Below are 25,544 nucleotides of genomic sequence, written 5' to 3'. Positions count from 1 at the left end.
GGCACTGTCGACGTTCAAGCGAGCGCGTCTTGTAGCACAGAAGCACGCCCCCGGCGCGGGGACCGCGGTGGGTTCAGCCCCGGCGCAGACGCAACCCGGCCAGCGTGCAGGCCGGCGCCAGCACCAGCCAGAACAAGGGCGACCACCCCGCCCCGGCGGTTCTCGCCGGCAGCGGCGTCAGCGTCAGGGCGAAGGCACCGACCAGCAGCCAGCACAGGGCGATCGCGGCGGCGTACTGCGTGAACGAGGGAGCGACGAGGCGTGCGGTGGACAGGCGGGACATGGCGGACTCCGGTGGCCGAACGGTTGCCGGCGAGCTTCCGTTGGGGCCGTCTCAGCGGCTGCGATGGCTGACGGCAACCGCCGGGAGCGTGCATCGGTTCGGCATGGCAGGCCGTACCTCTGAGCGATTCCCGATCCCCAAGCGAGGCTCCCCATGCAACGCCACTCCCACTCGCTCGCCCTCCTGCTCGGCATCGCCCTGCTCGGTGGCTGCGCCAGCCAGCCGCCGCTGCGCGAAGCGCATTCGGTCGACCTGCAGCGCTACATGGGCACCTGGTACGTCATCGCCCACGTGCCCTACTTCGCCGAGCGCGGCGACGTCGCCACCGCCGACGAGTATCGGCTCAAGCCGGACGGCACCATTGCCGTCACCTACCACTACCGCAAGGGCTTCGACGCGCCGGAAAAAACCTGGGGCGGCAAGGCATGGTTGCCGGATCCGTCCAACGCGGCGCATTGGAAAGTGCAGCTGGTATGGCCGCTGCGCTCCGACTACGTGATCGTCGACCTGTCGCCGGACTACCACTCGGTGCTGGTCGGCCTGCCCTCGCGCAAGCTCATGTGGATCATGGCGCGCGAGCGGCAGCTGCCGGAGGCCGAGTACCGCCGCCTGCTCGATGTGGCGAAGGCACAGGGCTTCCCGGTCGAGGAGGTGCGCAAGGTGCCGCAGAAGCCGGAAGACTTCGGCCAGCCGGGCTTCGACACGCCCTGAGCCGGGTCGGAACGCCGCCGCGGCCCGGTTAGAATCGACGCCCGCTTCCATCGAAGGACCCGCCATGACCGACCGCCGCTACGCCGTGTTCGGCCATCCGATCGGCCATTCGCTGTCGCCGCGCATCCACGAGGCGTTCGGGCGGCAGTTCGGCCTCACCGTCGACTACCGCACCATCGACGCGGCCCCGGCGGATTTCCCGGAGGCCGTGCACGCGTTTTTCGCCGACCGCGGCCACGGCGCCAACGTCACCCTGCCGCACAAGGCCGCCGCACTGGCGCTGGCCGACACCGCCAGCGAGGCGGCGCACCGCGCCGGTACCGCCAACGTGCTGACCCGGCTGGAGGACGGCCGGCTGGCCGCCCACAACACCGATGGCGCCGGCCTGGTGCGCGACCTCGCCGACCGCCACCGCGTCGACCTGCGCGGCCACGATGCGCTGCTGCTCGGCGCCGGCGGCGCGGCGCGCGGCGTGGCGTGGTCGCTGCTCGATGCGGGGGTGCAGAGCCTGACCATCGTCAACCGCAGCCCGGCGCCGGCCGATGCGCTGGCCGACGCCATCGGCGAGCCGGATCGCGTCCACACCCGCTACTGGGAAGACCTCGCCGATATCGGCAGCTACAACCTGATCCTCAACGCCACCTCGGCCGGGGTGCTGGGCAAGTCGCTGGAGCTGCCCACCGCGCTGGTCGGCGCGCGCGCGCTCTGTTACGACCTCAGCTACGGCACTGCGGCGATCGCCTTCCTCGCCTGGGCGAAGAGCGCCGGCGCGCTGTTCGCCTTCGACGGGCTGGGCATGCTGGTGGAGACCGCAGCCGACGCGTTCGAGCTGTGGCATGGGCATCGTCCGGACACCGATCCGGTCTACGCCATGCTGCGCGGCTGAGCCGCCCGATGGACTGCCGCGCCGGCTGCGGCGCGTGCTGCATCGCCCCGTCGATCAGCTCGCCGATCCCCGGCATGCCAAACGGCAAGCCGGCCGGCGTGCGCTGCGTGCAGCTGGACGAGGCCAACCGCTGCCGGCTGTTCGGCCGGCCAGAACGCCCGGCCGTCTGCGCCAGCCTGCGCCCGGAACCGGCGATGTGTGGCGACGATCGCGACCACGCCATGCGCTGGCTGACCCGGCTGGAAGCGGCGACGCGCTGAGCCCCGCGCTTCATCCGCGAAGCGCGAATTCTTGCGCGGCAGGTCCGTGCTAGCGTGCGCCTCACAGGGGGCATCATGACGAAGGGAGTACGCGCATGCTGCCGAGGGGATATTCGAAGTGCGGTCCGTGGTTGTGCGGGCTGCTGGGTGCGTTGTCGATCGCCGGACCATGCGTGGCCGACGCCAGCGCGGTAGGTTCGACCAATGTCACGGTCGCCGATCCGACGGTACCGCGACCGCCCGGCACACCGTGCGTGGTGACCTTGTTCAGCGGCGACAGCTTCGTCGATTTCAGCGACCACCCGTACAGCTATGCGCCGCCCGGCGGCTGCGGCACACACTGGGCCAAGGTGGTGCTGGAGGCCGATTTTTCCGTCACCGCCGGACGTCAGTTCGACCGCACTGCGCAGCTCTGGCTGGGTGGGGTGAACCTCTACTACGGCACCACCCAGGAGCCTTCGTCCACGGTCTCGCCGAGCTGGCACGTGGAGCGCGACCTGACCGACTACAGCGCCCTGCTCCGTCAGGCCGGCACTGGCCGCGCGGTGCTGGGCAACGTGGTCAACGGCACCTACACAGGCGTGATCCACGGCAGCGCGCGTCTGTTGTTCTATCCGGCCTCGCTGCGGGCTCCGGGGGCCCTCACGCCCGACAGCGTGCTGCCGCTCGGCAGCGACGCCGTCGGCAACGCCACCCTGCTGGACACCTCCGACAGCCCGCTGTCGAAGACGCTGACCTTGCCGACCAACATCGATCGCGCCTATCTGGACGTCATCGCGCAGAGCCAGAGCAGCGACGAGTTCTGGTACACCTGCGTACCCGACAGCTACGCGGCCGAAGTGCAGGAGTGCGGCGGCGGCAACTTCCGCGAGGCGGAGGTCAGCATCGACGGGCAGCCGGCCGGCGTGGCTCCGGTGTATCCATGGATCTACACCGGCGGCATCGATCCCTACCTGTGGCGGCCGACGCCGGGCGTGCAGACGCTCAACTTCATGCCCTACCGGGTCGACCTCACGCCATTCGCCGGGCTGCTCAGCGACGGCAACCCGCACACCGTGGCGGTGAATGTCGCCGGCGCCAACCACTATTTCCTGGCCAGCGCCACGCTGTTGCTCTACCAGGATCCGCACTTGCGCCGGGTCCGCGGCGGACTGCTCCGCAACACCCTGGCCGGACAGGCACCGACGCCCACCATCGGCGACACGCTGGCGACCGACACGGACGGCAACGTGAGCGGTGCCATCACCACCCGTCTCAGCCGCCATTACGTGATCGCGGGATACGCCATCACCTCGCACGGGCGGGTGGACAGCACGGTGGATCAGACCGTGGCCTTCACCGACACGCAGAGCTTCACCATCGACGCCAGCACCTATCGCCAGGTCACCGACCAGCTCACCTCGGTGGATGGCGTCAGCCGCCACCGCATCGGTCGCCACCTCGTCGCCGAGTACCACGAACGGCTCCGCTACCCGCTGCACGTCGACTACAGCTTCGATCCCACGAGCGATGGCGGTTACGTCATGGCGACCCAGGTGCATCAGGGTTACACCAACGACATCCGCCGCGAGTTCGCCGGGCGCACGCTGTACGCCGCGCACGTCAGCAACACGGTGGATGCCGGCGACACGCTGGACTTCGACGGCAGCTTCAACGTGACCGGACACAACGGGCAGCAGAACGCGCAGAGCTTCGCCTTCCGCGACTCGCTCGGCGGCTGTTACCGCACGGACGTGGCCAGCACCGACGGCGTAGTCACCGACGAAGCCACCGGGGTGGGCTGCCCGGACGGCCAGAACCACGTCTACTGGTTCACCCGTCCGGATGGCTCGCCGGTCAGCGGAAGCGCCTTGCTGGGCTGGTAGCCATATCGCCGCTGTCGTGCGCGCACGGCAGCGGCACTCCCGCTCGATGGCAAGTCGCCACGCGATCGCAACATCGCCTGACTACCCTGCGCGCCGCCGGTATGCCTGCCGGTGCCGACGATCCCCGGTCAGCCCATGTTCCGATCTTCCATTCCCGCGCGGCGTCGCAGCCAGCGCGGCGTCACCCGTCCGGCCCTCGCCGTGGTCGTGCTGCTGCTGGTGCTGGCCGGCGTGTTCGTTCACGCGTGGTGGCAGCGCATCCATCGCGATGCCTCGCTGCCGCCATCCCCGGTGACCAGCGCCGCTGCCGGCTCCGTGGCACGTCCGGCCGAGGCGCTACCGCCGGATGCGCTGCTGCGCGCGGCGCGCGCCGATGTCGCCGCGCAGCACCTGCTGGCCCCGGTCGGCGACAACGCATTCGAGCGTTACCTGGTCCTGCGCGCCCAGCCGTCTTCGCGCGGGGTCGCCGACGATGCCCTGCGTGAACTGTTTCCGTATGCGGCGGACCATGTGGCGGCGACGATCCGCGACGGCCATACCGACGAGGCGAAGCGCGAGCTCGACCTGCTCGCTCGCGCCGACCCGGCCAACTACACGTTGACCCTGCTGCGCAACCAGCTCGCCGCGCAGGAGGCACAGCTCGCCGCGACGGCCGCTGCCGCGACAACGGCAAACAGTCCTTCCGCCGCGGTGCCGGCGCCACGACGCGAGCCGCCGGCGCCAACCGTTGCAGCGGTGCCCGTACCGGAAAGCCGTTCGCCCGCGTCGACGATGCCCGTGCCGCCGCCGGTCGCCCGGATCGCGCCATCGCCGAAGCCCGCGGCGGCACCGGCGCCCCGCGTGACCCCGCCGGTGCTGCTGCGCCGGGTGGAGCCGTACTATCCCCAGGCCGCGCGTCGGGCCCGCCGCCAAGGGTGGGTGGAGCTGGCCTTCACCGTGCTGCCCGACGGGCGGGTGGACGCGGTACGCGTGCTGCAGGCCGAGCCGGGCAGCATGTTCGACCTGGCCGCGACCACCGCGGTGCGCCGCTGGACCTTCAAGCCGGCGACGCGCGACGGCCGGCCGATCGCGATGGACCTGCACCAGCGGCTGGACTTCCGCCTGTAACGCAAACCCGCACCATCGTCACGGCGATGACATGCGTGCCCCGCACCATGCCTGGCTCCCCCGACCGAGAGTGATATCCATGCAGCCCCTGATACCGGCCGCGTGCCGGGAGATTCCGCGCCGCGCCGCTTTGCTTGCCCTCGCGGCCATGCTCGCGGCGTGCGGTACATCGCATGGCGGCAGCGATTCGTCCAGCGTAGACAGCGCCGGTGGTTCGAACAACGATGGCGTCGGCATCCTGCTCAACCTGGCCGACGAGGCGCTCAAGGACCACCGCCTGATCGCCCCGGCCGGTGCCAATGCCTACGAGTTCTACCTGAGCGTGCTCGAGCTCGACCCGGCCAACGCCACCGCGCACCAGAACCTGGCCGACCACCTGCCGCAGGCGACCGAGGCGGTCGAGCAGGCGATCAACGGTCGCCAACTGGACGAAGCGGCGCGCGAGCTGCGCCTGCTGCGCGAGGTGGACAACAACAACTTCACCGTGCAGCTGCTGGCGGGCAAGCTCGACGCGCAGCGCGCGATCGTGGTGCGTGAGGACGAGGCCCGCGCCGCGGCGATCCGGGCGAAGGCGGAGGCCGCGACGGCCAGCTCCAGCGGCGGCTCAGCGCAGTAGTGGCGCGACGCGGCGTTCCAGCAGCGCGACCAGCTCGGGCTGCATGAAATCATAGTCGTCGGGTATGTCGAGCGTGACCACGCGCTTGCCCTTGAGCCGGGGCCCGAAGCGTTGGTGCAGGCGGCGCGCATGTTGCGCCTCCATCACCACGACGAGGTCGGCCCAGTCCAGCTGTTCGGCATCCAGCGGCGTGTCCGCGTCGTCGGCAAGGCCGGCCGAGTCGACCTCCAGTCCGGACCGGCCGGCAAACACCGCTGCCGCGGTGGGGCTGCGCAGCCGGTGCCGGCTGCACAGGAACAGCACGCGCCGCGGCGTCATCCGGCCTCGGCCAGGTAACCGTCCTTGATCCGCACGTAGTGGTCGGCGGAGTAGTGCAGCTGCTCGATCTGCCTGTCGCTGAGCAGGCGAACGCAGCGGGCCGGGTTGCCCAGCCACAGCTCGCGCTCGCCGACCACCTTGCCCGGCGGGATCAGGCTGCCGGCGCCGACGAAGCCGTATTTCTTCACCACCGCGCCGTCGAGCACGGTGGCGTGCATGCCGACCAGGCAGTAATCCCCGATCGTGCAGGCGTGGATCACTGCGCCGTGGCCGACGGTAACGCCCTCGCCGATCACCGTGGGAAAGCCGCCGGGCGAATACGGGCCGTCGTGGGTGACGTGCACGACGGCGCCGTCCTGCACGTTGCTGCGCGCGCCCACGCGGATGAAGTGCACGTCCCCGCGCAGCACCGCGCCGGGCCAGATCGACACGTCGTCGGCCAGCTCGACGCGGCCGATCACGGTGGCCGCCGGATCGACGTAGACGCGCTGGCCGAGGGTGGGGGTGTGGTGCTGGTAGGTGCGGATGCTCATGGGAGCATTCTAGGAGTGAGGGAAGAGGAGTGAGGAGTGAGAGAAAAGCGGCTCCCCCACGCTTTGGCTCTCTCTCACTCCTCACTCCTCTTCCCTCACTTCTCGCTCTCCAGCACCTCCACCGTCGCCCGGTAGCCCGCTTCCACCGCCCGCCGCCAGTCCTTCCAGTCGAGCACGCCGACGCGGTCGAGCGCGGGCGTGACCAGCCGGTGGGCCAGCGCCCGGCGTTCCAGCGCCGCCGCCTCGCCGCTGACCATGCCCGCGCGCACCAGGCTGGATACCAGTCCCGGACGGCGGTCGCGCTCAAGCAGCACGCGCCACCAGGGCGGGGTGACCGCCTCGTCCACGCCGGCACGCAGGGTGATCTCGGCGCGGATGTCCAGCGCGGTGATGTGTGCCAGCCCGTCGGCCGCCATCACGTCGGTCGGCAGGTTGTTCGCCAGGGCGCCGTCCACCAGCACCTCGCCGCCCTGCAGCACCGGCGGCAGCACGCCGGGGATCGCGCTGGACGCGCGCAGCGCCAACCACAGCGGTCCCTGCCGCAGCACCCGCGGGCCGGCGCCGGACAGACTGGTGGCGGTGGCGAAGAACGGCACCGGCAGGTCCTCGATTGCCAGCGCGCCAAATGTGCCGCGCAGGGTGCGCGTGGCGCGCGCGCCGCGGGTCAAGGCCACCAGCGGCACGGTCCAGTCCGACAGCAGTCGCCCGCGCAGGAACGCGTCCACGCAACGGGCCTGCCATTCGTCGATGGTCCAGCCCGCGGCCACGCCGGCGCCGACGATGGCGCCGATGCTGCTGCCGCCGATCGCATCGAAGCGGTGGCCGGCCTCGGCGAGCGCCCGCAGCGCGCCCAGGTGGGCCAGTCCGCGCGCGCCGCCGCCGGCCAGCACCAGCCCGCGGCCGTGACCGCTGACCAGGCGCGCCACCCGCGCCATGTCGGCAGCGCGGCAAACGTGGTGGTGCATCAGCTCGCCGCTGAACACGGCGCGCCAGCGGTCGGCACTGCCCAGTGCGACCCGGTGTCCGGGGTGGATCAGCAACAGATGCCGTGGTCGGTGCCTCGCGGCAGCCGGATGGGTCAGGTCCGGCCAGGGGCGGGCCACGTCGTTGGCGCGGGCGGTCGGCAGCAGCACGTCGGCCTGGCGCAGGCAGCGTCGCCGCCAGGCCGGGTCCTTCGACTCGTCCAGATAGATGACGAACCGGGCGCGGGCTTCACGTTCGGCGAACCAGTCGGCGCTGCGGTCGCGACCCTGCTGGGCATCGAGCACCACGGCGTTGCCGAGTGCTTCCAGTTCGCGTGCCAGCTGCATGGCCAGGGTGCGTGCCGGTACCCCGGCATCGGCCGCCACCAGCGCGAAGGTGCGCGGCGAATCGGTGGCCTGTTCCTCGCGCACCCGCGGCTGCATCCGCGCCACCGTGTCGCGCGCCAGCTGCAGCAGCAGTTCCGGATGGTGATGCAGCAGGGCCTCGAAGGTGGGGCGATCCAGCCGCAGCAGTTCGCTGTCGCGCAGGGCGCGCACGGTGCGATGACGCTTGCCGTCGCCGAGCAGGCTGGCTTCGCCGACGCTCATGCCGGCGCCGAGTTGCCGCACCAGGTGGGTCGGCCCGTCGAATACGCCGAGGCTGCCACTGGCCACCAGATAGAGCGCGTCGGCCGGCTCGCCGGCCTTGAACAGGGGGCGTCCGCCCGGTAGGCCGAGTCGCACCATGGCGGCCCCCAGCGCCCGCCGCGTCGTCGCATCCAGGCGGCCGAACAACGGATGCTCCAGCAGCAGGTCGGCAGGGGCGCGGGACATCCGGACGATGCTAGGCGGCGAATGTGACAGCACGGTGCCGCAGCCCGCGCCGCCGCTTGATTTCACCCCCGGCGGTCGCCACGCTGGACCACCACGTAGGAGATCCCATGGCTTCCGATACCGCCCCCACCGGCAACCCCCTGCTGTCCAACGCGCCGCTGCCGGCCTTCTCGGCGATCCGCCCCGAGCACGTGGGCCCGGCGGTCGATGCGCTGCTGGCCGATTACCGCGCCGCCATCGCCGCGATGACCGCGCCGGACGCGCCGCGCGATTTCGACACCGTGATGCTCGGCCAGGAGCGGCTGGAGCAGCGACTGGTGCGGGCGTGGGCCCCGGTCGGCCACCTGCACTCGGTGGCCGACACGCCAGCGTTGCGCGAAGCCTACGGTCCTGCCGAGGAAAAGCTCACCGATCACGCACTGGAGCTGGGCCAGAACCGCGACCTCTACGCCGCCGTGCAGGCGCTGGCCGACGCGCCGGAGTTCGCCAGCCTGCCGCGCGCGAAGCGGGCGCTGGTCGAGCATGCGCTGCGCGACTTCCGCCTCTCCGGCGTGGCGCTGGAGGAGCCGGCGCGCAGCCGCTTCCGCGAGATCGGCGTGGCGCTGTCCAGGCTCGGCACCGAGTTCTCCAACGCCGTGCTCGACGCCACCGATGCGTGGCACCAGCACATCACCGACGAGCGCGACCTGGCCGGCGTGCCCGAGTCCGGCCGCGCCGTGCTGCGCCAGTACGCGAAGGAACAGGAGCTGGAGGGCTTCCTGGTGACGCTCAAGCAGCCCAGCGTGCAGGCGGTGCTGACCTACGCCGACAACCGCGACCTGCGCGAGCGCGTGTACTGGGCCTACCAGACCCGCGCCTCGGACCAGGGGCCGGACGCCGGCAAGTACGACAACTCCGCGCGCATCGACCGGATCATGGCGCTGCGCCACGAGGCTGCGCAGCTGCTCGGCTTCGCCAACGCGGCGGAGGAGTCGCTGGCGACCAAGATGGCCGGGTCCACCGACGAGGTGCTGGCCTTCCTGCGCGATCTCGCCGCGCGCGCCAAGCCGGTCGCGCGCCGGGAGCTCGACACGCTGCGCGACTTCGCCAGCCGTGAGCTCAAGCTCGACAACCTCGAGCCCTGGGACGTGCCTTACGCCTCGGAAAAGCTGCGCCAGAAGAACTTCGACCTCGACGAGGAGCAGCTCAAGCCGTACTTCCCGCTGCCGGCGGTGATCGACGGCCTGTGGGCGATCACCCGCAAGCTGTACGGCATCACCCTGGCCGCGCGCAACGACGTCGACGTGTGGCATCCGGACGTGCGCTATTTCGACGTGGTCGACGCCGACGGCCGGGTGTTCGCCGGCGCCTACGTCGACCTGTACGCGCGCAGCGGCAAGCGCGGCGGTGCGTGGATGGACGTGTGCCGCGCCCGCTTCGACGACGGCACGGCGAAGCAGCTGCCGGTGGCCTTCCTCACCTGCAATTTCGCGCCGCCCACCGAGGGCAAGCCCGCCCTGCTCACCCACGACGACGTGCTCACCCTGTTCCATGAGTTCGGCCACGGCCTGCACCACCTGCTGACCGAGGTGGACCTACCCTCGATCGGCGGCATCGACGGGGTGGAATGGGACGCGGTGGAACTGCCCAGCCAGTTCATGGAGAACTTCGGCTGGAACCGCGAGGCGCTGGACCTATTCGCACGCCACTGGCAGACCGGCGAGACGCTGCCGGAGGAGCTGTTCCGGCGCATGCTCGCCGCACGGCATTTCCACGCCGGCCTGTTCCTGGTGCGCCAGCTCGAATTCGCGCTGTTCGACTTCCTGCTGCACCGCGACTACGACCCCGCCCAGGGCGCGCGGCCGATGGCCGTACTCGAGCAGGCGCGCAAGGAGGTGGCGGTGCTGCACCCGCCGGCCTGGCAGCGTTTCCCGCACGCCTTCAGCCACATCTTCGCCGGCGGCTACGCGGCGGGTTACTACAGCTACCTGTGGGCGGAACTGCTCAGCGCCGATGCCTTCGGCGCCTTCGAGGAGGCCGCAAAGGCGGGCGGCAGCGTGATCGATCCGGCCACCGGCGCGCGCTTCCGCCAGGAGATCCTCGCTGTCGGCGCCAGCCGCCCGGCGTTGGAGAGCTTCGTCGCCTTCCGCGGCCGCAAGCCCGAGCCCGACGCGCTGCTGCGCAGCCATGGCCTGATCGACTGAGTCGAACGTCACGGTGCTCGCGTGACCTCTGGGGTGTGCGCGCGTGCGTGCGCGCCCTCTTCAATGGACGACCGATTCGACAAGGATGCCCGACGATGAAACGCGTGTTGACGGCCTTGATGGCGACAGTGGCGTCTCACGCTGTGCAGGCCCACGCCGCATGCGTTCCCGTGACGGTGCGCTACGACGCCAGGGCCCAGGCGGTGGAAGCCACCGTTACCCTGCCCCGGGGCGTGGACACGCTGGCGCTGCGCGATCTGTCGCCCTACCGGCGCGGCACGCTGTGGACCTCGCCGGATGGTTCGGCACGGATCGACGAAACCAAGCTGGTGGGGACACGGCCTGACGAACGCGTGCTGCACCTGCGTATGGACGTGCATGGGGACGCACCGATCGAGGACCGCGGGTATGCGCCCTGGCTGCGCTTCGCCGACGGCACGGTGGCGGTGTATGCGCCCATGCTCCTCGCAGCGTCGGACAGCCCGATCGAACTGTGTCCACGCTGGGTGCCTTCGTCGGCACAGCGGGTGATCGGCTACGGCCATGCGCAGTCCACCCCGCTGGCCACCGACATGGCCAGGCCCGAGGGCTACGTCGCGTTCGGCCACCCGCAGGTGCTGCACCATGGCGCGCTGATGCTGGTGAGCGACCGCGGCACGCCGGCCTGGGTGCGTCAGCGCATCACCCGCGAGGTGCCGGCGCTCGTCCATCGGTACACGCAGTCGATGGGTCCGGCGCGGGTATCGATGCTGTTCGTCTTCAACCGACCGCTGCCGCGTGGCGCGCGCGGCTTCAAGGGCGATCACCTGCCCGCCTCGATCACCCTCGGCCTGTTCGGCGATGGCTGGAGCCAGGTCGACCCGGACAGTGCCGACCAGCTCACCCGCTTCGTCGCCCACGAGCTGTTCCACAGCTGGAACAGCGGTCCGGCGCTGGGTTCGCCCGAGGGCGAGGCGCTGCTGGCCAAGGAAGGTGGCGCCGACCTCGCCAAGATCTTTGCCGGTGGCGCGGTGCTGGGCCAGTCGCGGCAGGCGATCTGGGACGCCGTGGCGCGGTCCTATGACACCTGCCTGCTGCAGCTGCCGCCGGACACCAGCGTGGCCACGGCGCTGCAGCGTCGGCAGCCCGGGGTCCTGCCCTATGCCTGCGGCGCGGCGTTGATGTCGGCGCTGGCCGTGGCGGCCGATCCCGCCGATCCGGCACGCGGCTATTTCGGCTTGTGGCGTGCACTGCGCCAGTCGCGTGCACGGCATCCGCGCGACGGCTACCGCTGGCAGGACCTGATGCCACCCACTCTGGCGCCGGCCGTGCGGCAACGGCTGGAACAGGCGGTGGCCGAGCCGGACGCCTTCGCGCCGAAGCTCGAGCAGGCGTGGACGGCGCTGGGCGTGCAGGTGCAGCCGGTCACCACGCTTGATGCCGGCACCCGCCGGGTCTATCTCGGCAAGGTGATGATGCATCTGATGGCGGCGGACTGTGGCGGTACCGTCAGCTTCTGGAACAACCCCGACGGATTCCGCCTCGACCAGCCGCTGCCGCGTTGCCACGCGCTGCACGCCGGCGCGCGGGTCGCCTCGATTCTCGGCGAACCGCTGGCCGCGGCCGACCCGTTGGCGCTGGCGCGGCAAGTGCGTGCCCTGTGCATCGCCGGCAAGCCGGTTGTGGTTGGCTATGCGGCCGAGCATGGCCAGCCGGCGCCGGCCGATTCGCCCGTGCACTGCACCACTCCATTGCCGATCCCGCCGGCCCCGGTGCGGCTGGTGGCGCCGCCCGGCTGATCGCGAAGCGGCCCGTGGGCGGCTCCCTTACAATGCGTGGATGAAGATCGCCAGCTGGAACGTCAACTCGCTCAACGTGCGCCTGCCGCATCTCACCCAATGGCTTGCCGACGCGCAGCCGGACGTGGTGGCGCTGCAGGAAACCAAGCTGGAGGACGCCAAGTTCCCGGTCGATGCGCTGGCCGCCGCCGGTTACCGCGCGGTGTATTCGGGCCAGAAGACCTACAACGGCGTCGCCCTGCTTGCCCGCACGGACGGCCAGCCCGAGTTCGCCGACGTGGTCACCGACATCCCCGGGCTGGACGACCCGCAGCGGCGCATCCTTGCCGCCAGCATCGGCGAGCTGCGCGTGGTCGACCTGTACGTGGTCAACGGCAAGGCGGTGGGCGACGAGAAATACGCCTACAAGCTTGACTGGATGGCGCGCGTGCGCGAGTTCCTCGCCGGCGAGCTGGAACGTCACCCGAACCTCGTGGTGCTGGGCGACTTCAACATCTGCCCGGACGACCGCGACGTCTACGACCCGGTGGCCTGGGGCGAGGACATCCTCTGCTCGCCGCCCGAGCGTGCCGCACTGAAGGCGATCACCGACCTTGGCCTCACCGACAGCTTCCGCCTGTTCGAGCAGGATGCCGGCCACTTCAGCTGGTGGGACTACCGGCAGGCGGCGTTCCGGCGCAACATGGGCCTGCGCATCGACCTCATCCTGATCGGCGAGGCGCTCAAGCCGCGCGCGCGCGCCGCCGCGATCGACCGCGAACCGCGCCGCTGGGAGCGCCCTTCCGACCACACGCCGGTCACGCTGGACCTGGATATCTGACACGCATGAGCAACGCATCGAACGACTGGCCCAGCTCGCTGGACGACAGCGAACTGGACGAACTGGACCGCTACCTGCGCTCCCACGCCGAAGGCGACCATCTGCTGCTGGACGGCGTGCATGGCCTACTCTCCGCGCTGGCGGTGGGGCCGATCCTGGTGACCCCGGAGGAATGGCTGCCCGAGGTGCTGCACCAGCCCTTCGCCGACGAGGACGAGGGCAACCGCGTGCTGGCCCTGCTGGCCAAGCTCAACGACTCGATCGAGGCCGAGCTGGACGTGGACGCCTACGAGCCGATCCTCGGCGAGATCGACACGGAGATGGGCCCGGCGCTGAGCGCCGCCGGCTGGTGCGAGGGCTTCAGCCGCGGCATCGACCTGCGCGCCACGCTGTGGGAGAAGCGCCTGGCCGACGACCCCTCGCTGATGGAGCTGCTGGGCCCGGTGATGGCGCTGGCGGTGGACGAGGGCGTGCTCAACGCCGACGCCGAGTTCGAGAAACTCAGCGACGAGGAGTACGACGAGTGCTTGGCGCAGCTGCCGGCCGTGCTGGGTGCGGTCAGCCGCTACTGGCAGGAGCATCCGGCCACCGAGGCGGAGCTGGAGGCGATGGCCCGCACGGCTGTCGCGCAGGAGGACGAGCCGTCGACTCCGCCGCGCCAGCGCAGCGGCCATTGGGTGCACTGAGGTTTCGGGGCGGGGCGTGATCTCGGTCGGCCTGTACGAACCGCTCAACGTCCTCAAGCCGGTGGCCCCCGATCTCTGGCTGGTGGATGGTCCGGCGATCCGCATGGCCATCCCCGGCGGCCATATCCCCTTCCCCACCCGCATGACCGTGGTCCGGCTCGCCGATGGCGGGCTGTGGTGCCACTCGCCGATCGCGCCGGACGCCAGCCTGTTCGCGGCGATCGACGCGTTGGGACCGGTGCGTCACTTGGTATCGCCGAACAGGCTGCACTACGCGCACATCGCGGCGTGGAAGCAGCGCTATCCCGATGCCGTGGCGTGGGCCTCGCCCGGCGTGCGCGAGCGCGCCGCCGGACAGCACATCGCGGTGGCGTTCGATGCCGAGCTCGGTGACGCGCCACCGCCGGAATGGGCCGCGACGCTGGACCAGCTGCATTTCCGCGGCAGCCGCGTGCTGGAGGAGATCGTGTTCCTGCACCGCGACAGCGGCACGCTGATCCTCACCGACCTGATCGAGAATTTCGAGCCGTCCCGCTTGCCGCGTGCGATGCGCCTGCTGGTGCGCCTGGCCGGCTCGCTCGATCCCGACGGCAAGGCGCCGGTGGACATGCGCCTGACCTATGTCGGCCGCAAGCGCATCGCCCGCGCCAGCCTGCAGCGGATGCTGGCGTGGCGGCCACGCCGGGTGATCCTGGCGCACGGCCGCTGCTATCTGCAGGACGGCGAGGCAGAGCTGCGCCGCGCCTTCCGCTGGCTGGCTTGAGCCGCCGGCGAAACGATCCGTTCGCCGGTCCACCCTTGGCGAATCGCGTGCCCGCGCGCATCTTGTCGCGATCCCCTTCCGCATGGAGTCCGTCATGACCGAGCGCCGCATCTTCCGCCGCATCCACGGCATGGACACCGCCGACGGCGCGGGCGTGAAGCTCAAGCGCGTCATCGGCCAGCCCGCGCTGGACATGCTCGACCCGTTCCTGCTGCTGGACGAGTTCCGCTCCGACCAGGCCGGCGACTACATCGCCGGCTTCCCCGAGCACCCGCACCGCGGCTTCGAGACGGTTACCTACATGCTGGCCGGCCACATGCAGCACGGCGACAACCAGGGCAACCGGGGTGATCTCGGTCCCGGCAGCGTGCAGTGGATGACCGCCGGCCGCGGCATCCTGCATTCGGAGATGCCGCAGCAGGAGAACGGCCTGATGTGGGGCTTCCAGCTGTGGGTGAACCTGCCGGCGAAGGACAAGATGACCGCACCGCGCTACCAGGACATCGCACCCGAGCGCATCCCGGTGGTGCAGCCGGCGCCCGGTGTCGAGGTGCGCGTGGTTGCCGGCGAGCTCGGTGGCGCCACCGGCCCGGTCAGCGGAGTGGCGACCGCACCGATCTACCTCGACGTGAGTGTGCAGCCGGGTGCCGCGATCACCGTGCCGCTTCCGGAAGGCCACAGCGCCTTCGCCTATGTGTTCGAGGGCGCATCGGCGCAGGTCGCCGGCGAGTCGCTGGCGCGCAGCGAGCTGGCGGTGCTGACCCGCGGCGAGTCGGTGACGATTGCCGGTGGCGACAGCGCAGCGCGCGTGCTGCTGGTCGCCGGCCAGCCGCTGAAGGAGCCGGTGGCGCGCTACGGTCCGTTCGTGATGAACACCACCGAGCAGATCCACGAGGCGATCGCGGATTTCCGCGCCGGGAAGTTCTAGCCCTTCGCCGCCGCGCGCGTCGACAGCCAGGCCCGGACGCGCGCGATGTTCTCGTCCATGGGGCGGGTGCCGTCGAGGGTGCAGGCGTCCTCGTCGGCCGCCGGCGGCTCCAGCGTGGCGAGCTGGCTGTCCAGCAGGGACGGCGGCATGAAGTGCCGACGCTCGCGCATCCGCCGGGCCAGCTCATCGCGCGGTACCGCCAGATGGACGAAGCCCAGGTCGGGTGCAGCGGCGCGCAGTCGGTCGCGATAGCGTCGGCGCAGCGCCGAGCAGGCCACCACGCCGGCCTCGCCGCGGGCCCGTCCCGCTCCGATCCAGGCGGCCACGGCGTCCAGCCATGGCATGCGGTCGCAGTCGTCCAGCGGCGTACCGGCGGCCATTTTGTGCAAATTGGCTTCCGGGTGCAGATCGTCGGCGTCGAGGAATTGCGCGCCCAGTGCCGCGGCCAGCGCTGCGCCGACATGGCTCTTGCCGCTGCCGGACACGCCCATCACCACCAGCGCGAGCGGGGCTGCGTCCCTCATCGCTGACGGAACGCGGTCTCGCCGGGTGCGCCGCCGATCCGCAGGTGGCGGTCGATCGTCTCGTCGGCGCCACCGTGCGCGTCCTTGGGGCGGTGCGTCTGTGCGCCGATGGCCGGCGCTGGCGAGGCGTGATGCGGTTGTGCGGCCGACCACGCCAGCGCGCCCAGCAGGGCGAACCAGAGCAGCAGCCAGGCCAGCCGATAGCGTCGCGGCAGCAGCGGGGGGAGGTTTTCGGTCATCGTTTCATGCTGCCCAGGAGCAGCCCTTGCAGGTAATAGCGTTGCAGCGCCAGAAACAGCGCGAGCACCGGCAGTACGGTAACGACCGCGCCGGCCATCATCAGTTCGGTATCGCGTGCGTGTTCGCGGGCCAGCGAGGCCAGTCCGATCGGCAGCGTGTAGTGGTCCTGCCCGGTCAGCACGATCAGCGGCCACATGAAATCGTTCCAGGCGGTGAGGAAGGTGATGATCGCCAGCGTCACCACGATCGGCCGGAGCAGCGGCAGCACGATCTGCACGAAGATCCGTACCTCGCCGGCGCCGTCCATGCGCGCGGCCTCCAGCAGCTCGCGCGGAATGCCGCGGGCGTACTGGCGCACCAGGAAAATGCCGAACACGCTGGCCAGCGCCGGCAGCACCACGCCTGCGTAGCTGTTCACCAGGCCCAGGTACTTCAGCAGCAGGAACAGTGGCAGCATGGCCACCTGGGCCGGGATCACCAGGCCGCCGATCAATGCGCGGAACACTGCCGTGCGGCCGCGGAAGCGCAGTTTGGCGAAGGCGTAGCCGGCCATCAGGTTGAACGCCAGCGACAACACAGTGATCGCGGTCGATACCGCCAGGCTGTTGGCCAGGTAGCCGCCGATGCCCACCCGCAGGAACAGCGTGCGGTAGTTGGCCAGCGTGGCATCGGCCGGCAGCAGCGGCGGCGGCAGGCTGCCGGTGTCGCCGGGGTGCATGAACGACACTGAGAGCATCCACGCCAGCGGGAACAGCGCCACGGCGCTACCGGCCAGCAGCAGGCCGTTGAGCGTCCAGCTGGCCAGTCGGGGCCTCATGCCAGTTCGCCCTCGCGCAGGCTGCGTCGCGACAGCCGCAGCATCAGCGCGGTGACCGCGAACATCACGATGAACAGCACGAACGCCACTGCCGACGCCGAGCCCAGGTTCCACCAGGTGAAACCCTCGTCGTACATCAGGTAGAGCACGCTCACCGTGCTCTGCAGCGGGCCGCCCTCGGTGATCACGTAAGGTTCGGCGAACAGCTGGAAATAGCCCGACACGGTGAGGATCGCCACCATCAGCAGGGTCGGCTGCAGAAGCGGCAGGGTGATGTGGCGCAACTGCCGCCACGGCGTGGCGCCGTCCATGCGGGCGGCCTCGTACAGCTCGGCGGGGATCGCCTGCAACCCGGCCATGAAGATGATCATGTTGTAGCCGAAGTTCTTCCACACCGCGAACAGGATGATCGTCGGCATCGCCCAGTGCGGGTCGCCCAGCCAGTCCACCGGATGCAGGCCGAGCCACTCCAGCAGCGCATTGACCAGGCCGTACTTGGTGTTGAACAGGTAGCGCCAGACGATCGCCACCGCCACCACCGTGGTCACCACCGGCGCGAACAGCGCGGTGCGGAAGAACGCCCGTGCCTTCGCCAGCGGTGAATTGAGCAGCAGTGCCGCGCCCAGCGACACCACCATCGACAGCGGCACCCCCACCGCGACGAAGTAGGCGGTGTGTCCCAGTGCGGCCCAGAACACCGGCCGGTGCAGCAGCGCCCAGTAGTTGTGCAGCCCGACGAAGCGCACGTTGTGCGGGTCGGCCAGCGCGTACAGGTCGTAGTCGGTGAAACTCAGCGCCAGCGCGCCGAGCACCGGCAGCAGGAAGAACACGCCGAGCACGATCAGCGCGGGGGTCAGGAACAGCCAGGCGACGCGCTGCCGGTTCATCGCCCCTCCTTGCGGTGGTCGAGCACCCAGCGGCGCTTTTCCAGGATCGCGTCCACGCGTTGGTCCAGCGCGGCGCAGGCCTGGTCGACGCTCAGCTCGCCGGCGATCACGCGGGCGGCGGCCAGCTGCATCTCGTTGGCGATGCGCTCCCACTCCGGCACCGGTGGGGTCGGCTTGACGTGCTCGAGCTGGACGCGGAACGCCTGCGCCTTGGGGTCACGGCTCAGCGCGCCACCGGCCCAGGCACTGCGCCGCGGCGGCATGTCGCCGACCAGCTCGTAGAAGCGCCGTTGCACGGCGGGCTCGGACAGGTACTGGATCAGCGCCCAGGCTGCCTCCTTGTGCGACGAGCCGCGGAAGATCACCAAACTGGCGCCGCCGGCCGCCCCGGTGCCCGGGCCGTCGGGGCCGGGCAGGGGCGCGGTGTCCCAGGTGGACTGCGCGCTGGCCGGCAGGCGGCTGCGGAACTCGCCGATGTTCCACGGACCGGAAAAATAGAACGCGTAGACACCGCGACCGAATTCCTCCCATGGGTTGCCGGCCACCACGTTGCTGATGGCCGGCGCCTGGTGCAGGCGGAAGGTGTCGACGTAGAAGCTCAGCGCGCGCTTGAAGCCGGCGCTCTCGAAATTGCCGTAGCGGTTGCCGTCGCGCAGCAGCGGGTCGGGTTGCTCCAGCGCGAGCGACATCAGCTGTTCGTATTCGTTGGTCGGCAGCAGGATGCCGTAGCGATGCTCGGCCGGATCGCTCAGCGCGGCAAGCATCTGCCGCCACTCGGCCCAGGTGCGCGGCGGATGGTCGAAGCCGGCCTGGCGCAGCAGGTCGACGCGGTAGAACAGCAGGCGGGTGTCGACGTACCACGGCACGCCGTATAGCCGCCCGTCGATGCGGTTGGTGGCCCAGATGCTGTCGAAGTAGTCGGCCGGCTGGATGACGGTCGAATGGGCGACGCGGGCGTCCAGCGGCTCCACCGCATCCAGTGCCACCATCTCCGGCAGCCAGGTGTTGCCCAGCTGCATCAGGTCCGGCATCGAGCCACCGGCATAGGCGGTGAGCAGCTTCTGGTGCGCGGCGCTGAGCGGCAGCTGCTGCACGCGCACCTGGATGCCCGGATGGGCCTGTTCGAACGGCGCCAGCAGCGCCTGCATCGCCTCGCCCTCGCGACCGAACGTCCAGAACGTCAGGGTCTGCCGTCCGCCGGTCTCCTCGTGGCAGCCGGTCAGCAGGGCGCCGGCCACGCAGAACACGGCCAGGGCGCGCAGCACGGCCCGCTGCGCCTGGCGCAGGGCGGGCCGTGCGCCTCGTTTCACGGCGTGGCCGGCTCCGCCGCCAGCCAGCCGCCGGTGAAGCCGGCGCGCTCCAGGCCCTTGCGGATGTACGGGTTTTTCTTCATCACGTTCCACACCAAGCCGCTGCGCCAGTTCTCGATCATCAGCAGGATCGGGCCCTGGTCGATACCGAGCTGCTCGGTGTCGACCCAACCCACGTCGGGCACCAGTTTGCCCGTACGCAGCGCGGTCTGGGTATGAAAGCTGGGATTGAAGGCGTCGACGAAGCCGTACTGGTCGTAGATGTACTGGCCGTAGCGTTGCTTCATGGCCATCAGCGCCGGCAACACGATCTCCGGCGCGAAGGCGATCGAGCCGCCGGCTGCGGTCGGCGCGATGGTGCCGTCGTCGGAGATGTAGTCCAGCCCGGCGCCGCGCGCGGTGTAGCCCTGGAACTTCTTTTCGCCCTGCGCACTCTTCACCACGAACCCGCCCGGGCCGTTGCTGGCGGTCAGGCCCCATACGTCCTTGCCGTAGCCGGTCCAGCCGCCGGGGTTGGCGATGGCGTAGTTGCGCTGGCTGTAGGTGGCGCGGCGGCCGTTCTCGAAGTAGTCGAGGTTGTGCTTGCGGTTCCAGTCGTCGCGGATGCCGCGGAAGTCCACCCACGATTCGGTGTACTGGTGGCCGAACATCGGTGCGAAGTTGAGGAAGGTTTCGCCGTGGAAGCGCCCCCAGGTGGTGTCGTAGGTGGAGCACCAGGCCTTCCATGCGTCCGGCTTGACCGGGTGGGTCGGCGAGCCCAGCGCCAGCAGGTAGACCAGCTTGCCTTCGTTGTAACCCTTCCAGTCGCTGGGGATGAACTTGCCGCCCGGGGTCCAGCCCATCGAGATCAGCGGATAGCGCACCTGCATCCACGGCCAGTCCACCGCCCGGTAGATGGCGTCGGCGAGCTGGCGGATCTGCTGTTCCTGCGGGGTGTCGCGGTCGTAGTAGGACTGCGCGAACAGCACGCCGCCGAGCAGCAGGGTGGTGTCGACGCTGGACAGCTCGGTCCAGCGCCCCTCGCGCTTGCCGGTGCGCATGTCGAGGAAGTGGTAGAAGAATCCGTGGTAGCCGGCTGCGTCGTCCTCACTGGCGTTCTGCGGCGCGTCGTGGAAGAACTTCAGCGTGGCCAGCGTGCGCTGCACGGCTTGGTCGCGGGTGATGTAGCCGCGCTCCGCGCCGATGCCGTAGGCGGTCAGGCCGAAGCCCACCGCGGCGATGCTGGAGAACGACTCGCCCGGGTAGTGGTCCGGCACCAGCCCGGTGCCCGGATCGGCGCTGTCCCAGAACCAGCGGAAGGTGCGCTGCTCCAGGTCGTCGATCATCGCCTGCTGGGCGGGCGACGCGTCCTGGAAGGTGTGGACAGCCTTCATCGGCGGCGTGGCGCGCCCGGTCGCGCCGGCGGCCGCAGTGGCCAGGACCAGCGCAGCGGCGAACGGGGTGACGAAAACGTTTACCCTGGAAATTCTCTTCGTTGCAGCCTGCATCAGGAAGCGGTCTCGTCTGAAAAAGGAAGGGGCGACGCGCGATACCGGCGGTTGGAGCCGGGCGCACCGTCATCGGAACGCCCTATGCGGGCATCGGTGCACCAGGTACCGGAGCGGCGCAGTATTTCGCGATGAAGGCCTCATGCGCGGGCATGGCCTGGGCACAGTCGGCGATCACGCGTCGCACGTGTTGCATGAAGGCGCGCAGCTCCTCTGGCGGTATCAGGTCGGCCAAGGGATGGCATGCCTGCGGAACGATGCCCTGCCCGATCATCACCTGCACCCAGCTCACCAGGGCGAACATCTCCTCCGCGTTGCGGAAGAATCGCCCGCTGTCGCGGAACAGGGCGATGTTGTCCTTCAGCGATGACGGGATGTCCATCGTCCGGCACTGGTTCCAGAACGGCGTGTCATCGCGCCGGGTCGCGTGGTAGTGCAGGATCAGGAAGTCGCGGATGCGTTCGAACTCGAAGCGTGACTGCTCGTTGTAGCGGTCGACCAGCACCTGGCTGATGCCCTGGCGCGGGAACAGGTTCAGCAGTTTGGCGATGCCCGACTGGATCAGGTAGATGCTGGTGGACTCCAGCGGCTCCATGAAGCCGCTCGACAGGCCGAGCGCAACCACGTTGCGATCCCAGAACTTGCGCCGCATGCCAGTGGTGAAGCGCAGCGGCCGGGGATCGCCCAATGCCTTGCCGTCCAGGTTCGCCAACAGGGTGGCGGCAGCCTCATCGTCGCTGACGTGCGCGCTGGAATACACGTAACCGTTGCCCGTGCGGTGCTGCAGCGGAATCCGCCACTGCCAGCCGGCCAGGCGTGCGGTGGAGCGGGTATAGGGGGTGGGCGGTCCGACCTTCTCGCATCCCACCGCCAGCGCGCGATCGCAGGGCAGCCAGTGCGTCCAGTCTTCATATCCGGCATGCAGGGCCTGTTCGATCAGCAGACCGCGAAAGCCGGAGCAGTCGATGAACAGGTCGCCGGCGATCGCCTCGCCGTTCTCCATCAGCACCGTTTCGACGAAGCCGTTGTCCGGTCGCAGGCGGGTTTGCGCGATCTTGCCTTCCGTCCGCTGTACGCCACGCGCCTCGGCATAGCGGCGCAGGAAGCGCGCATAGAGACCGGAATCGAAATGATAGGCGTAGGCGATGTTCGCCAACGGCGAGTTGCGCGGTACGTCGCTGGCAGATGCCATGAACCGGCCGCGAGGCGCGGCCAGCGTGTTGATCGAGTAGTCGCCCAGGTCGCCGGCGAAGCCGAGTTGCCGCGCGCGGACCCAGCATTGGTGGAACGGCACCAGGCCCAGGTCATGGCCCAGCTCGCCGAAGCCGTGGATATAGGAGTCGCCGATGCGGCCCCAGTCGTTGAACTGGATACCCAGCTTGAAGGTGCCCTGGGTCTGCCGGACGAACTCGGTCTCGTCGATCTCCAGCAGGTTGTTGAACAGCTTCAGGTGGGGGACCGTGGCTTCGCCCACGCCGACGGTGCCGATCTCCTCGGACTCCACCAGTCGGATCGTGCAGGCGGGGCCAAGCACCCGGGCAAAGGCCGCGGCGGCCATCCAGCCGGCGGTGCCGCCGCCGACGATCACGATGTTGCGGATGGCCTGCTCGTTCATGCCAAGTCTCGAAAAAAACGACGCGGCTTGCGCCGCGTCCAGGGAAACCGTGCGACGCCGGACCGTCCGGCCCGGCGTCGCGGATGGATCAGAACCGCATGCCGACCGACAGCTTGAACGTCCGCGGGACGAACGTGATGTTGCCGGTGGTGTTGTACCTCACGACCAGGTCGCTGGGTGTTGCGCCGAAGTAGTACAGCTGGTCCGAGAAGTTCCGGAAGTTGAACGCGTTCAGCAGGTCGAAGCGGCCGTAGATCGAGATGCCGTGGCCCAGGTCGAAGTCCTTGGTGGCCTGGAAGTCCACGTCACGATAGCCGAACACCTTGCCGCCGATCAGGAACCGCCCGTTGCCGCCCGGGATGCCCGCCTGCGGCGTGCAGTGGCTGCCGGTCGGGAAGGTGAAGTTGTAGCAGCCGATGGTGTTGCCCGGGATCGGCGTGGCCAGGGTCACCTTGGCCGACAACGTGATGCCCCACGGCACGTCGATCACGCCGGTGGCGACGAAGCGGTGCTTCGAAGCCGCGTTGGACGTGATGAACGGGTAATTCCCGATCGTCGCCTCGTCGAACGAGTAGTGCTCGTTGATGTCGCGGTTCTGGGTCGCCTTGGTATAGGTGTAGGCGAAGGTGGCACCCCAGCCCGACTCCTTGTCGTACGGCTTGTCCACCGAGAGCAGCAGCTGGGTGGTGCGCGTCTCGATGCCGTTGTTGCCGAGAATCAGTCCGCCAAAGCCCGGTACGCCGTTGCCCCAGGGCTGGCCGTTGCTGTGGAAGAACGCGCCGTCCGGATAGCGGTTGCCCAGGGTGAACGCGAAACCGTCGTGGCTGAGGATGCGCGCGATGGTGGCGCTGGTGTTCCAGTCGCCGAGCTTGTTGCGCATGCCGATGCTGAACTGGTCCGAATACGGTGCCTTCAGCTTGTTGTTGATCATGTCCACTTCGTTGCCGGCGTTGGTGGTCGACACCAGCGACTGCAGCGTGCCGACGCCACCGAGGTAGGCCGGGTCCCAGGCGAAGCAGGGCGTGCCGCCGTTCTTGCACAGGCCGGTCGCCGGATCGGTGAAGTAGACGGTGGATTCCGGCAGCGCCGACTTGGTCAGCTCCAGCTGCAGGTAATCGTAAAGGTCGCGGTCGTAGGCGCGGCCGGCACCGCCGAAGATCACGTGCTCCTCGTCGCCGTTGATGTCGTAGGAGAAGCCCAGGCGCGGCTGGAACTCGTTCTTCTGCGCCTTCCGGTTGTGGCCGTTGCTGATGTAGTCGTTGACGTTGATGCCGCCCAGGGCCAGCGCCTGCGCATAGGTCTGTCCGGCCGGCGCGGCCGGATCCGGGTTGGGGCCGTTCAGCGAGGCGATCACGTTCGCCGGGGTCACATAGTTCAGGTACGACGGGTTGCGCTCATAGTCCCAGCGGACGCCCAGGTTCAGGGTCAGCTTCTCGTTCACCGCCCAGTCGTCCTGGATGTACATGCCCAGCTGTTTGTCCTTGGACTTCGCCACCGGGTTGAGGCCGGCCACCGGGTTCGGGAAGAACGCCTTGTACGGCGTGCTGCTGGTTCCGCTGGTGGTGACGTTGTAGAAGAACTGGGGATTGGAGAGGCCCGCGTCCTGCGCGTTGAGGGTGACCTCCTTGTACTTCACGCCCATCTTCACGACGTGGTCGCCGTGCCACTCCAGGTCATTGAAGGTCAGGTCGTCCTGGATCGCCGGACCCTTCTGGCCCTTCTTCTGGGTCGCCAGCGCGTTGGCCGAGCCGGTGATCAGGATGGTGGCGTCCTGCAGCGGCTCGAAGGTGTAGACCGAACCGTTGCCGCTCCCGAGCGAAGTCGGGTTGTTGTACGCCTTCTCGTGGGTCAGCAGCACCTCGTTGAAGTAGCTTTCGCCGCTGTGCTGCCAGCGCAGCGCGAGGCGGGTATCGTTGTTCTTGGTGTCGATACCCGCACTGGCCGCGGTCGCGCCGCCGATGTTGTCGTACTGGTCTTCCTTGCGGACCTGACCGCTGAACTCGAAGCGGTCGCGGTCGGTCGGCTCCCAGTCGATCTTGCCGAAGTACAGGTCTTCCTTGAACGGGAGGTTCGACGGTCCTTCCTGCGCCGCGACACTCGCCGGCAGCAGGTTGGTCACCCCCGTCACGCCTGGTACCACCGTGGTCGGCGTGTCGAACCGTTTCGGCTCGTAGGCGAAGAAGAAGTGCATCTTGTCCTTGATGATCGGCCCCCCGATCGCGAAGCCGTACTGCTTCTCGTGCGACTTCGTCTTGGTACCGGCCGCTGCCTCGGCAGGCGTGCGCGCGCGCAGGCCATCGTTGGTGTAGGTGTAGTAGGCCTCACCGTGGAATTCGTTGGTACCCGACTTGGTTTCGGCGGTCACCGCGGCGGACGAGATCTGGTCGTACTCGGCCTTGTAGTTCGAGGTGATGACCTTGTACTCGCCGATCGCCAGCTGCGGGAACGGGTTGCCCTGGCTGGAGAACTGGCCGCTGACGCCGCCCTCCTTCACGTAGCTCTTCTGGCCGACGCCGTCTATGTAGACGTTCACCGAGCTGTTGTTCTGCGCACCGCCGCGCAGCGAGGTGTGGCCGCTGGAGTCCACGCTGAACACCATGCCCGGCACGGTGTCGGCGAACTCGAGGAAGTTGCGCGAGATCTGCGGGATGGTGTCGATCTGATGCTGCGAGATCGTGGTGGCGATTTCGGAGGTCTTCACTTCCTGCAGCGTGGTGGCCGATACCGTGACGCCGCCGAGATTGGTGGCGTTCGCGGTAGAGGGCGCCGGGCCCGCAGCTGCGCCGAAGTTCAGCGTGGCGGTGGAGGCCACGGTGAGCTTGATGTTCTGCTGCGTGCCCGGGCCGGCGTCGACCTGGTAGGTGCCCGGCGGCAGGCCGGTCAGCGTGTAGCTGCCGTCCCCGCTGGCGGTGGTGCGGCGGGTGGTGCCGGTGGCCGGGTTGAATGCCGTGACCGTCGCGCCGGGCGAGGCCTTGCCGCGCAGCGTCGCGTAGGCCGACTGGCTCCAGGCGGTGGTGGGTGCCGCGCCGATCGCCACCACCGTGGTGGCGATGGCGCTCGCAAGCAGCTTTCTCTTCAGATGCAGTGGCGCCTTCATGACTTCCCTCCCAAAGGGATGATTCTGTTGTGCC

At 69.4% G+C, this 25,544-nt stretch carries 24 protein-coding genes; 12 read left to right on the top strand and 12 right to left on the bottom strand.

Features of this window, described 5'->3' with window-relative positions; all coding sequences use genetic code 11:
- Positions 1–73: 73 nt before the first annotated feature.
- Positions 74–283, bottom strand: coding sequence for a hypothetical protein (locus tag NC595_RS01730; protein ID WP_253564460.1), 210 nt, complete (start codon positions 281–283; stop codon positions 74–76).
- Between the two features lie 153 nt (positions 284–436).
- On the opposite strand from NC595_RS01730, the gene NC595_RS01725 reads away from it, so the two are divergent.
- From NC595_RS01725 to NC595_RS01700, 6 genes are all read left to right on the top strand, one after another.
- Positions 437–994, top strand: coding sequence for a lipocalin family protein (locus NC595_RS01725; RefSeq protein WP_253564458.1), 558 nt, complete (start codon positions 437–439; stop codon positions 992–994).
- Positions 995–1,058: 64 nt separating this feature from the next.
- A complete protein-coding gene (gene aroE, locus NC595_RS01720; protein WP_253564457.1) occupies positions 1,059–1,880 on the top strand; it encodes a shikimate dehydrogenase in 822 nt (273 codons plus the stop codon).
- Between the two features lie 8 nt (positions 1,881–1,888).
- On the top strand, positions 1,889–2,140 hold the full coding sequence (locus tag NC595_RS01715) for a YkgJ family cysteine cluster protein (protein WP_253564455.1): 252 nt from the start codon (positions 1,889–1,891) through the stop codon (positions 2,138–2,140).
- A gap of 95 nt (positions 2,141–2,235) precedes the next feature.
- Complete coding sequence (locus NC595_RS01710; protein ID WP_253564454.1) at positions 2,236–4,005, top strand: peptide-N4-asparagine amidase; 1,770 nt, start codon at positions 2,236–2,238, stop codon at positions 4,003–4,005.
- 135 nt (positions 4,006–4,140) lie between these two features.
- Positions 4,141–5,112 carry an energy transducer TonB gene (locus tag NC595_RS01705; protein ID WP_253564452.1) on the top strand — a complete coding sequence of 324 codons (972 nt, stop codon included), beginning with the start codon at positions 4,141–4,143 and terminating at the stop codon, positions 5,110–5,112.
- Between the two features lie 79 nt (positions 5,113–5,191).
- Positions 5,192–5,728 (top strand): hypothetical protein, encoded by a 537-nt coding sequence (locus tag NC595_RS01700; protein WP_253564451.1) that lies wholly within the window; start codon positions 5,192–5,194, stop codon positions 5,726–5,728.
- On the opposite strand, the gene NC595_RS01695 is transcribed toward NC595_RS01700, so the two are convergent.
- The 3 genes from NC595_RS01695 to NC595_RS20425 form a co-directional block, all read right to left on the bottom strand.
- The gene (locus NC595_RS01695; protein WP_253564450.1) at positions 5,717–6,046 is read right to left on the bottom strand and encodes a low molecular weight protein tyrosine phosphatase family protein; all 330 of its coding nucleotides are present in this window, start codon (positions 6,044–6,046) and stop codon (positions 5,717–5,719) included. The two genes, NC595_RS01700 and NC595_RS01695, sit on opposite strands and share 12 nt — an antisense overlap.
- Positions 6,043–6,579 (bottom strand): gamma carbonic anhydrase family protein, encoded by a 537-nt coding sequence (locus NC595_RS01690; RefSeq protein ID WP_253564449.1) that lies wholly within the window; start codon positions 6,577–6,579, stop codon positions 6,043–6,045. Before NC595_RS01690 ends, NC595_RS01695 begins: the two co-directional genes overlap by 4 nt.
- 95 nt (positions 6,580–6,674) lie before the next feature.
- On the bottom strand, positions 6,675–8,375 hold the full coding sequence (locus NC595_RS20425) for a patatin-like phospholipase family protein (RefSeq protein WP_289623579.1): 1,701 nt from the start codon (positions 8,373–8,375) through the stop codon (positions 6,675–6,677).
- Positions 8,376–8,482: 107 nt separating this feature from the next.
- Here NC595_RS20425 and NC595_RS01675 point away from each other — a divergent pair, with 107 nt between their 5' ends.
- The 6 genes from NC595_RS01675 to NC595_RS01650 all read left to right on the top strand — a co-directional run bounded on the left by NC595_RS01675 (position 8,483) and on the right by NC595_RS01650 (position 15,533).
- A complete protein-coding gene (locus NC595_RS01675) occupies positions 8,483–10,558 on the top strand; it encodes a M3 family metallopeptidase (RefSeq protein ID WP_253564448.1) in 2,076 nt (691 codons plus the stop codon).
- A gap of 170 nt (positions 10,559–10,728) precedes the next feature.
- Positions 10,729–12,336, top strand: coding sequence for a hypothetical protein (locus tag NC595_RS01670; RefSeq protein WP_253564446.1), 1,608 nt, complete (start codon positions 10,729–10,731; stop codon positions 12,334–12,336).
- 40 nt (positions 12,337–12,376) lie between these two features.
- Positions 12,377–13,156, top strand: coding sequence for an exodeoxyribonuclease III (gene xth, locus NC595_RS01665; protein ID WP_253564444.1), 780 nt, complete (start codon positions 12,377–12,379; stop codon positions 13,154–13,156).
- Between the two features lie 5 nt (positions 13,157–13,161).
- A complete protein-coding gene (locus NC595_RS01660) occupies positions 13,162–13,842 on the top strand; it encodes a YecA/YgfB family protein (protein WP_253564442.1) in 681 nt (226 codons plus the stop codon).
- Positions 13,843–13,858: 16 nt separating this feature from the next.
- A complete protein-coding gene (locus tag NC595_RS01655) occupies positions 13,859–14,605 on the top strand; it encodes a DUF4336 domain-containing protein (RefSeq protein ID WP_253564441.1) in 747 nt (248 codons plus the stop codon).
- 94 nt (positions 14,606–14,699) lie between these two features.
- Entirely contained in the window at positions 14,700–15,533 is an 834-nt protein-coding gene (locus NC595_RS01650; protein WP_253564440.1) for a pirin family protein, read from the top strand.
- Here NC595_RS01650 and NC595_RS01645 read toward each other — a convergent pair.
- The 8 genes from NC595_RS01645 to NC595_RS01610 all read right to left on the bottom strand — a co-directional run bounded on the left by NC595_RS01645 (position 15,530) and on the right by NC595_RS01610 (position 25,510).
- Positions 15,530–16,057, bottom strand: coding sequence for a gluconokinase (locus NC595_RS01645; protein ID WP_253564439.1), 528 nt, complete (start codon positions 16,055–16,057; stop codon positions 15,530–15,532). The genes NC595_RS01650 and NC595_RS01645 overlap by 4 nt on opposite strands.
- On the bottom strand, positions 16,054–16,296 hold the full coding sequence (locus NC595_RS01640) for a hypothetical protein (protein ID WP_253564438.1): 243 nt from the start codon (positions 16,294–16,296) through the stop codon (positions 16,054–16,056). The genes NC595_RS01645 and NC595_RS01640 overlap by 4 nt, the downstream gene beginning before the upstream one ends.
- On the bottom strand, positions 16,293–17,114 hold the full coding sequence (locus tag NC595_RS01635; RefSeq protein ID WP_253564437.1) for a carbohydrate ABC transporter permease: 822 nt from the start codon (positions 17,112–17,114) through the stop codon (positions 16,293–16,295). Before NC595_RS01635 ends, NC595_RS01640 begins: the two co-directional genes overlap by 4 nt.
- Complete coding sequence (locus NC595_RS01630) at positions 17,111–18,001, bottom strand: carbohydrate ABC transporter permease (RefSeq protein WP_253564436.1); 891 nt, start codon at positions 17,999–18,001, stop codon at positions 17,111–17,113. The genes NC595_RS01635 and NC595_RS01630 overlap by 4 nt, the downstream gene beginning before the upstream one ends.
- Complete coding sequence (locus tag NC595_RS01625) at positions 17,998–19,311, bottom strand: sugar ABC transporter substrate-binding protein (RefSeq protein ID WP_253564435.1); 1,314 nt, start codon at positions 19,309–19,311, stop codon at positions 17,998–18,000. Before NC595_RS01625 ends, NC595_RS01630 begins: the two co-directional genes overlap by 4 nt.
- On the bottom strand, positions 19,308–20,798 hold the full coding sequence (locus tag NC595_RS01620; protein WP_253564433.1) for a glucoamylase family protein: 1,491 nt from the start codon (positions 20,796–20,798) through the stop codon (positions 19,308–19,310). The genes NC595_RS01625 and NC595_RS01620 overlap by 4 nt, the downstream gene beginning before the upstream one ends.
- 82 nt (positions 20,799–20,880) lie before the next feature.
- Entirely contained in the window at positions 20,881–22,413 is a 1,533-nt protein-coding gene (locus NC595_RS01615; protein ID WP_253564432.1) for a tryptophan halogenase family protein, read from the bottom strand.
- Positions 22,414–22,501: 88 nt separating this feature from the next.
- Complete coding sequence (locus tag NC595_RS01610; protein WP_253564430.1) at positions 22,502–25,510, bottom strand: TonB-dependent receptor; 3,009 nt, start codon at positions 25,508–25,510, stop codon at positions 22,502–22,504.
- Positions 25,511–25,544: the final 34 nt, after the last annotated feature.

The sequence above is a fragment of the Dyella lutea genome, from assembly GCF_024158035.1.
GTDB classification, from domain to species: domain Bacteria; phylum Pseudomonadota; class Gammaproteobacteria; order Xanthomonadales; family Rhodanobacteraceae; genus Dyella_A; species Dyella_A lutea.
The sequence above is the reverse complement of the archived record's forward strand: the minus strand, read 5'-3'. Positions and strand labels throughout refer to the sequence as shown.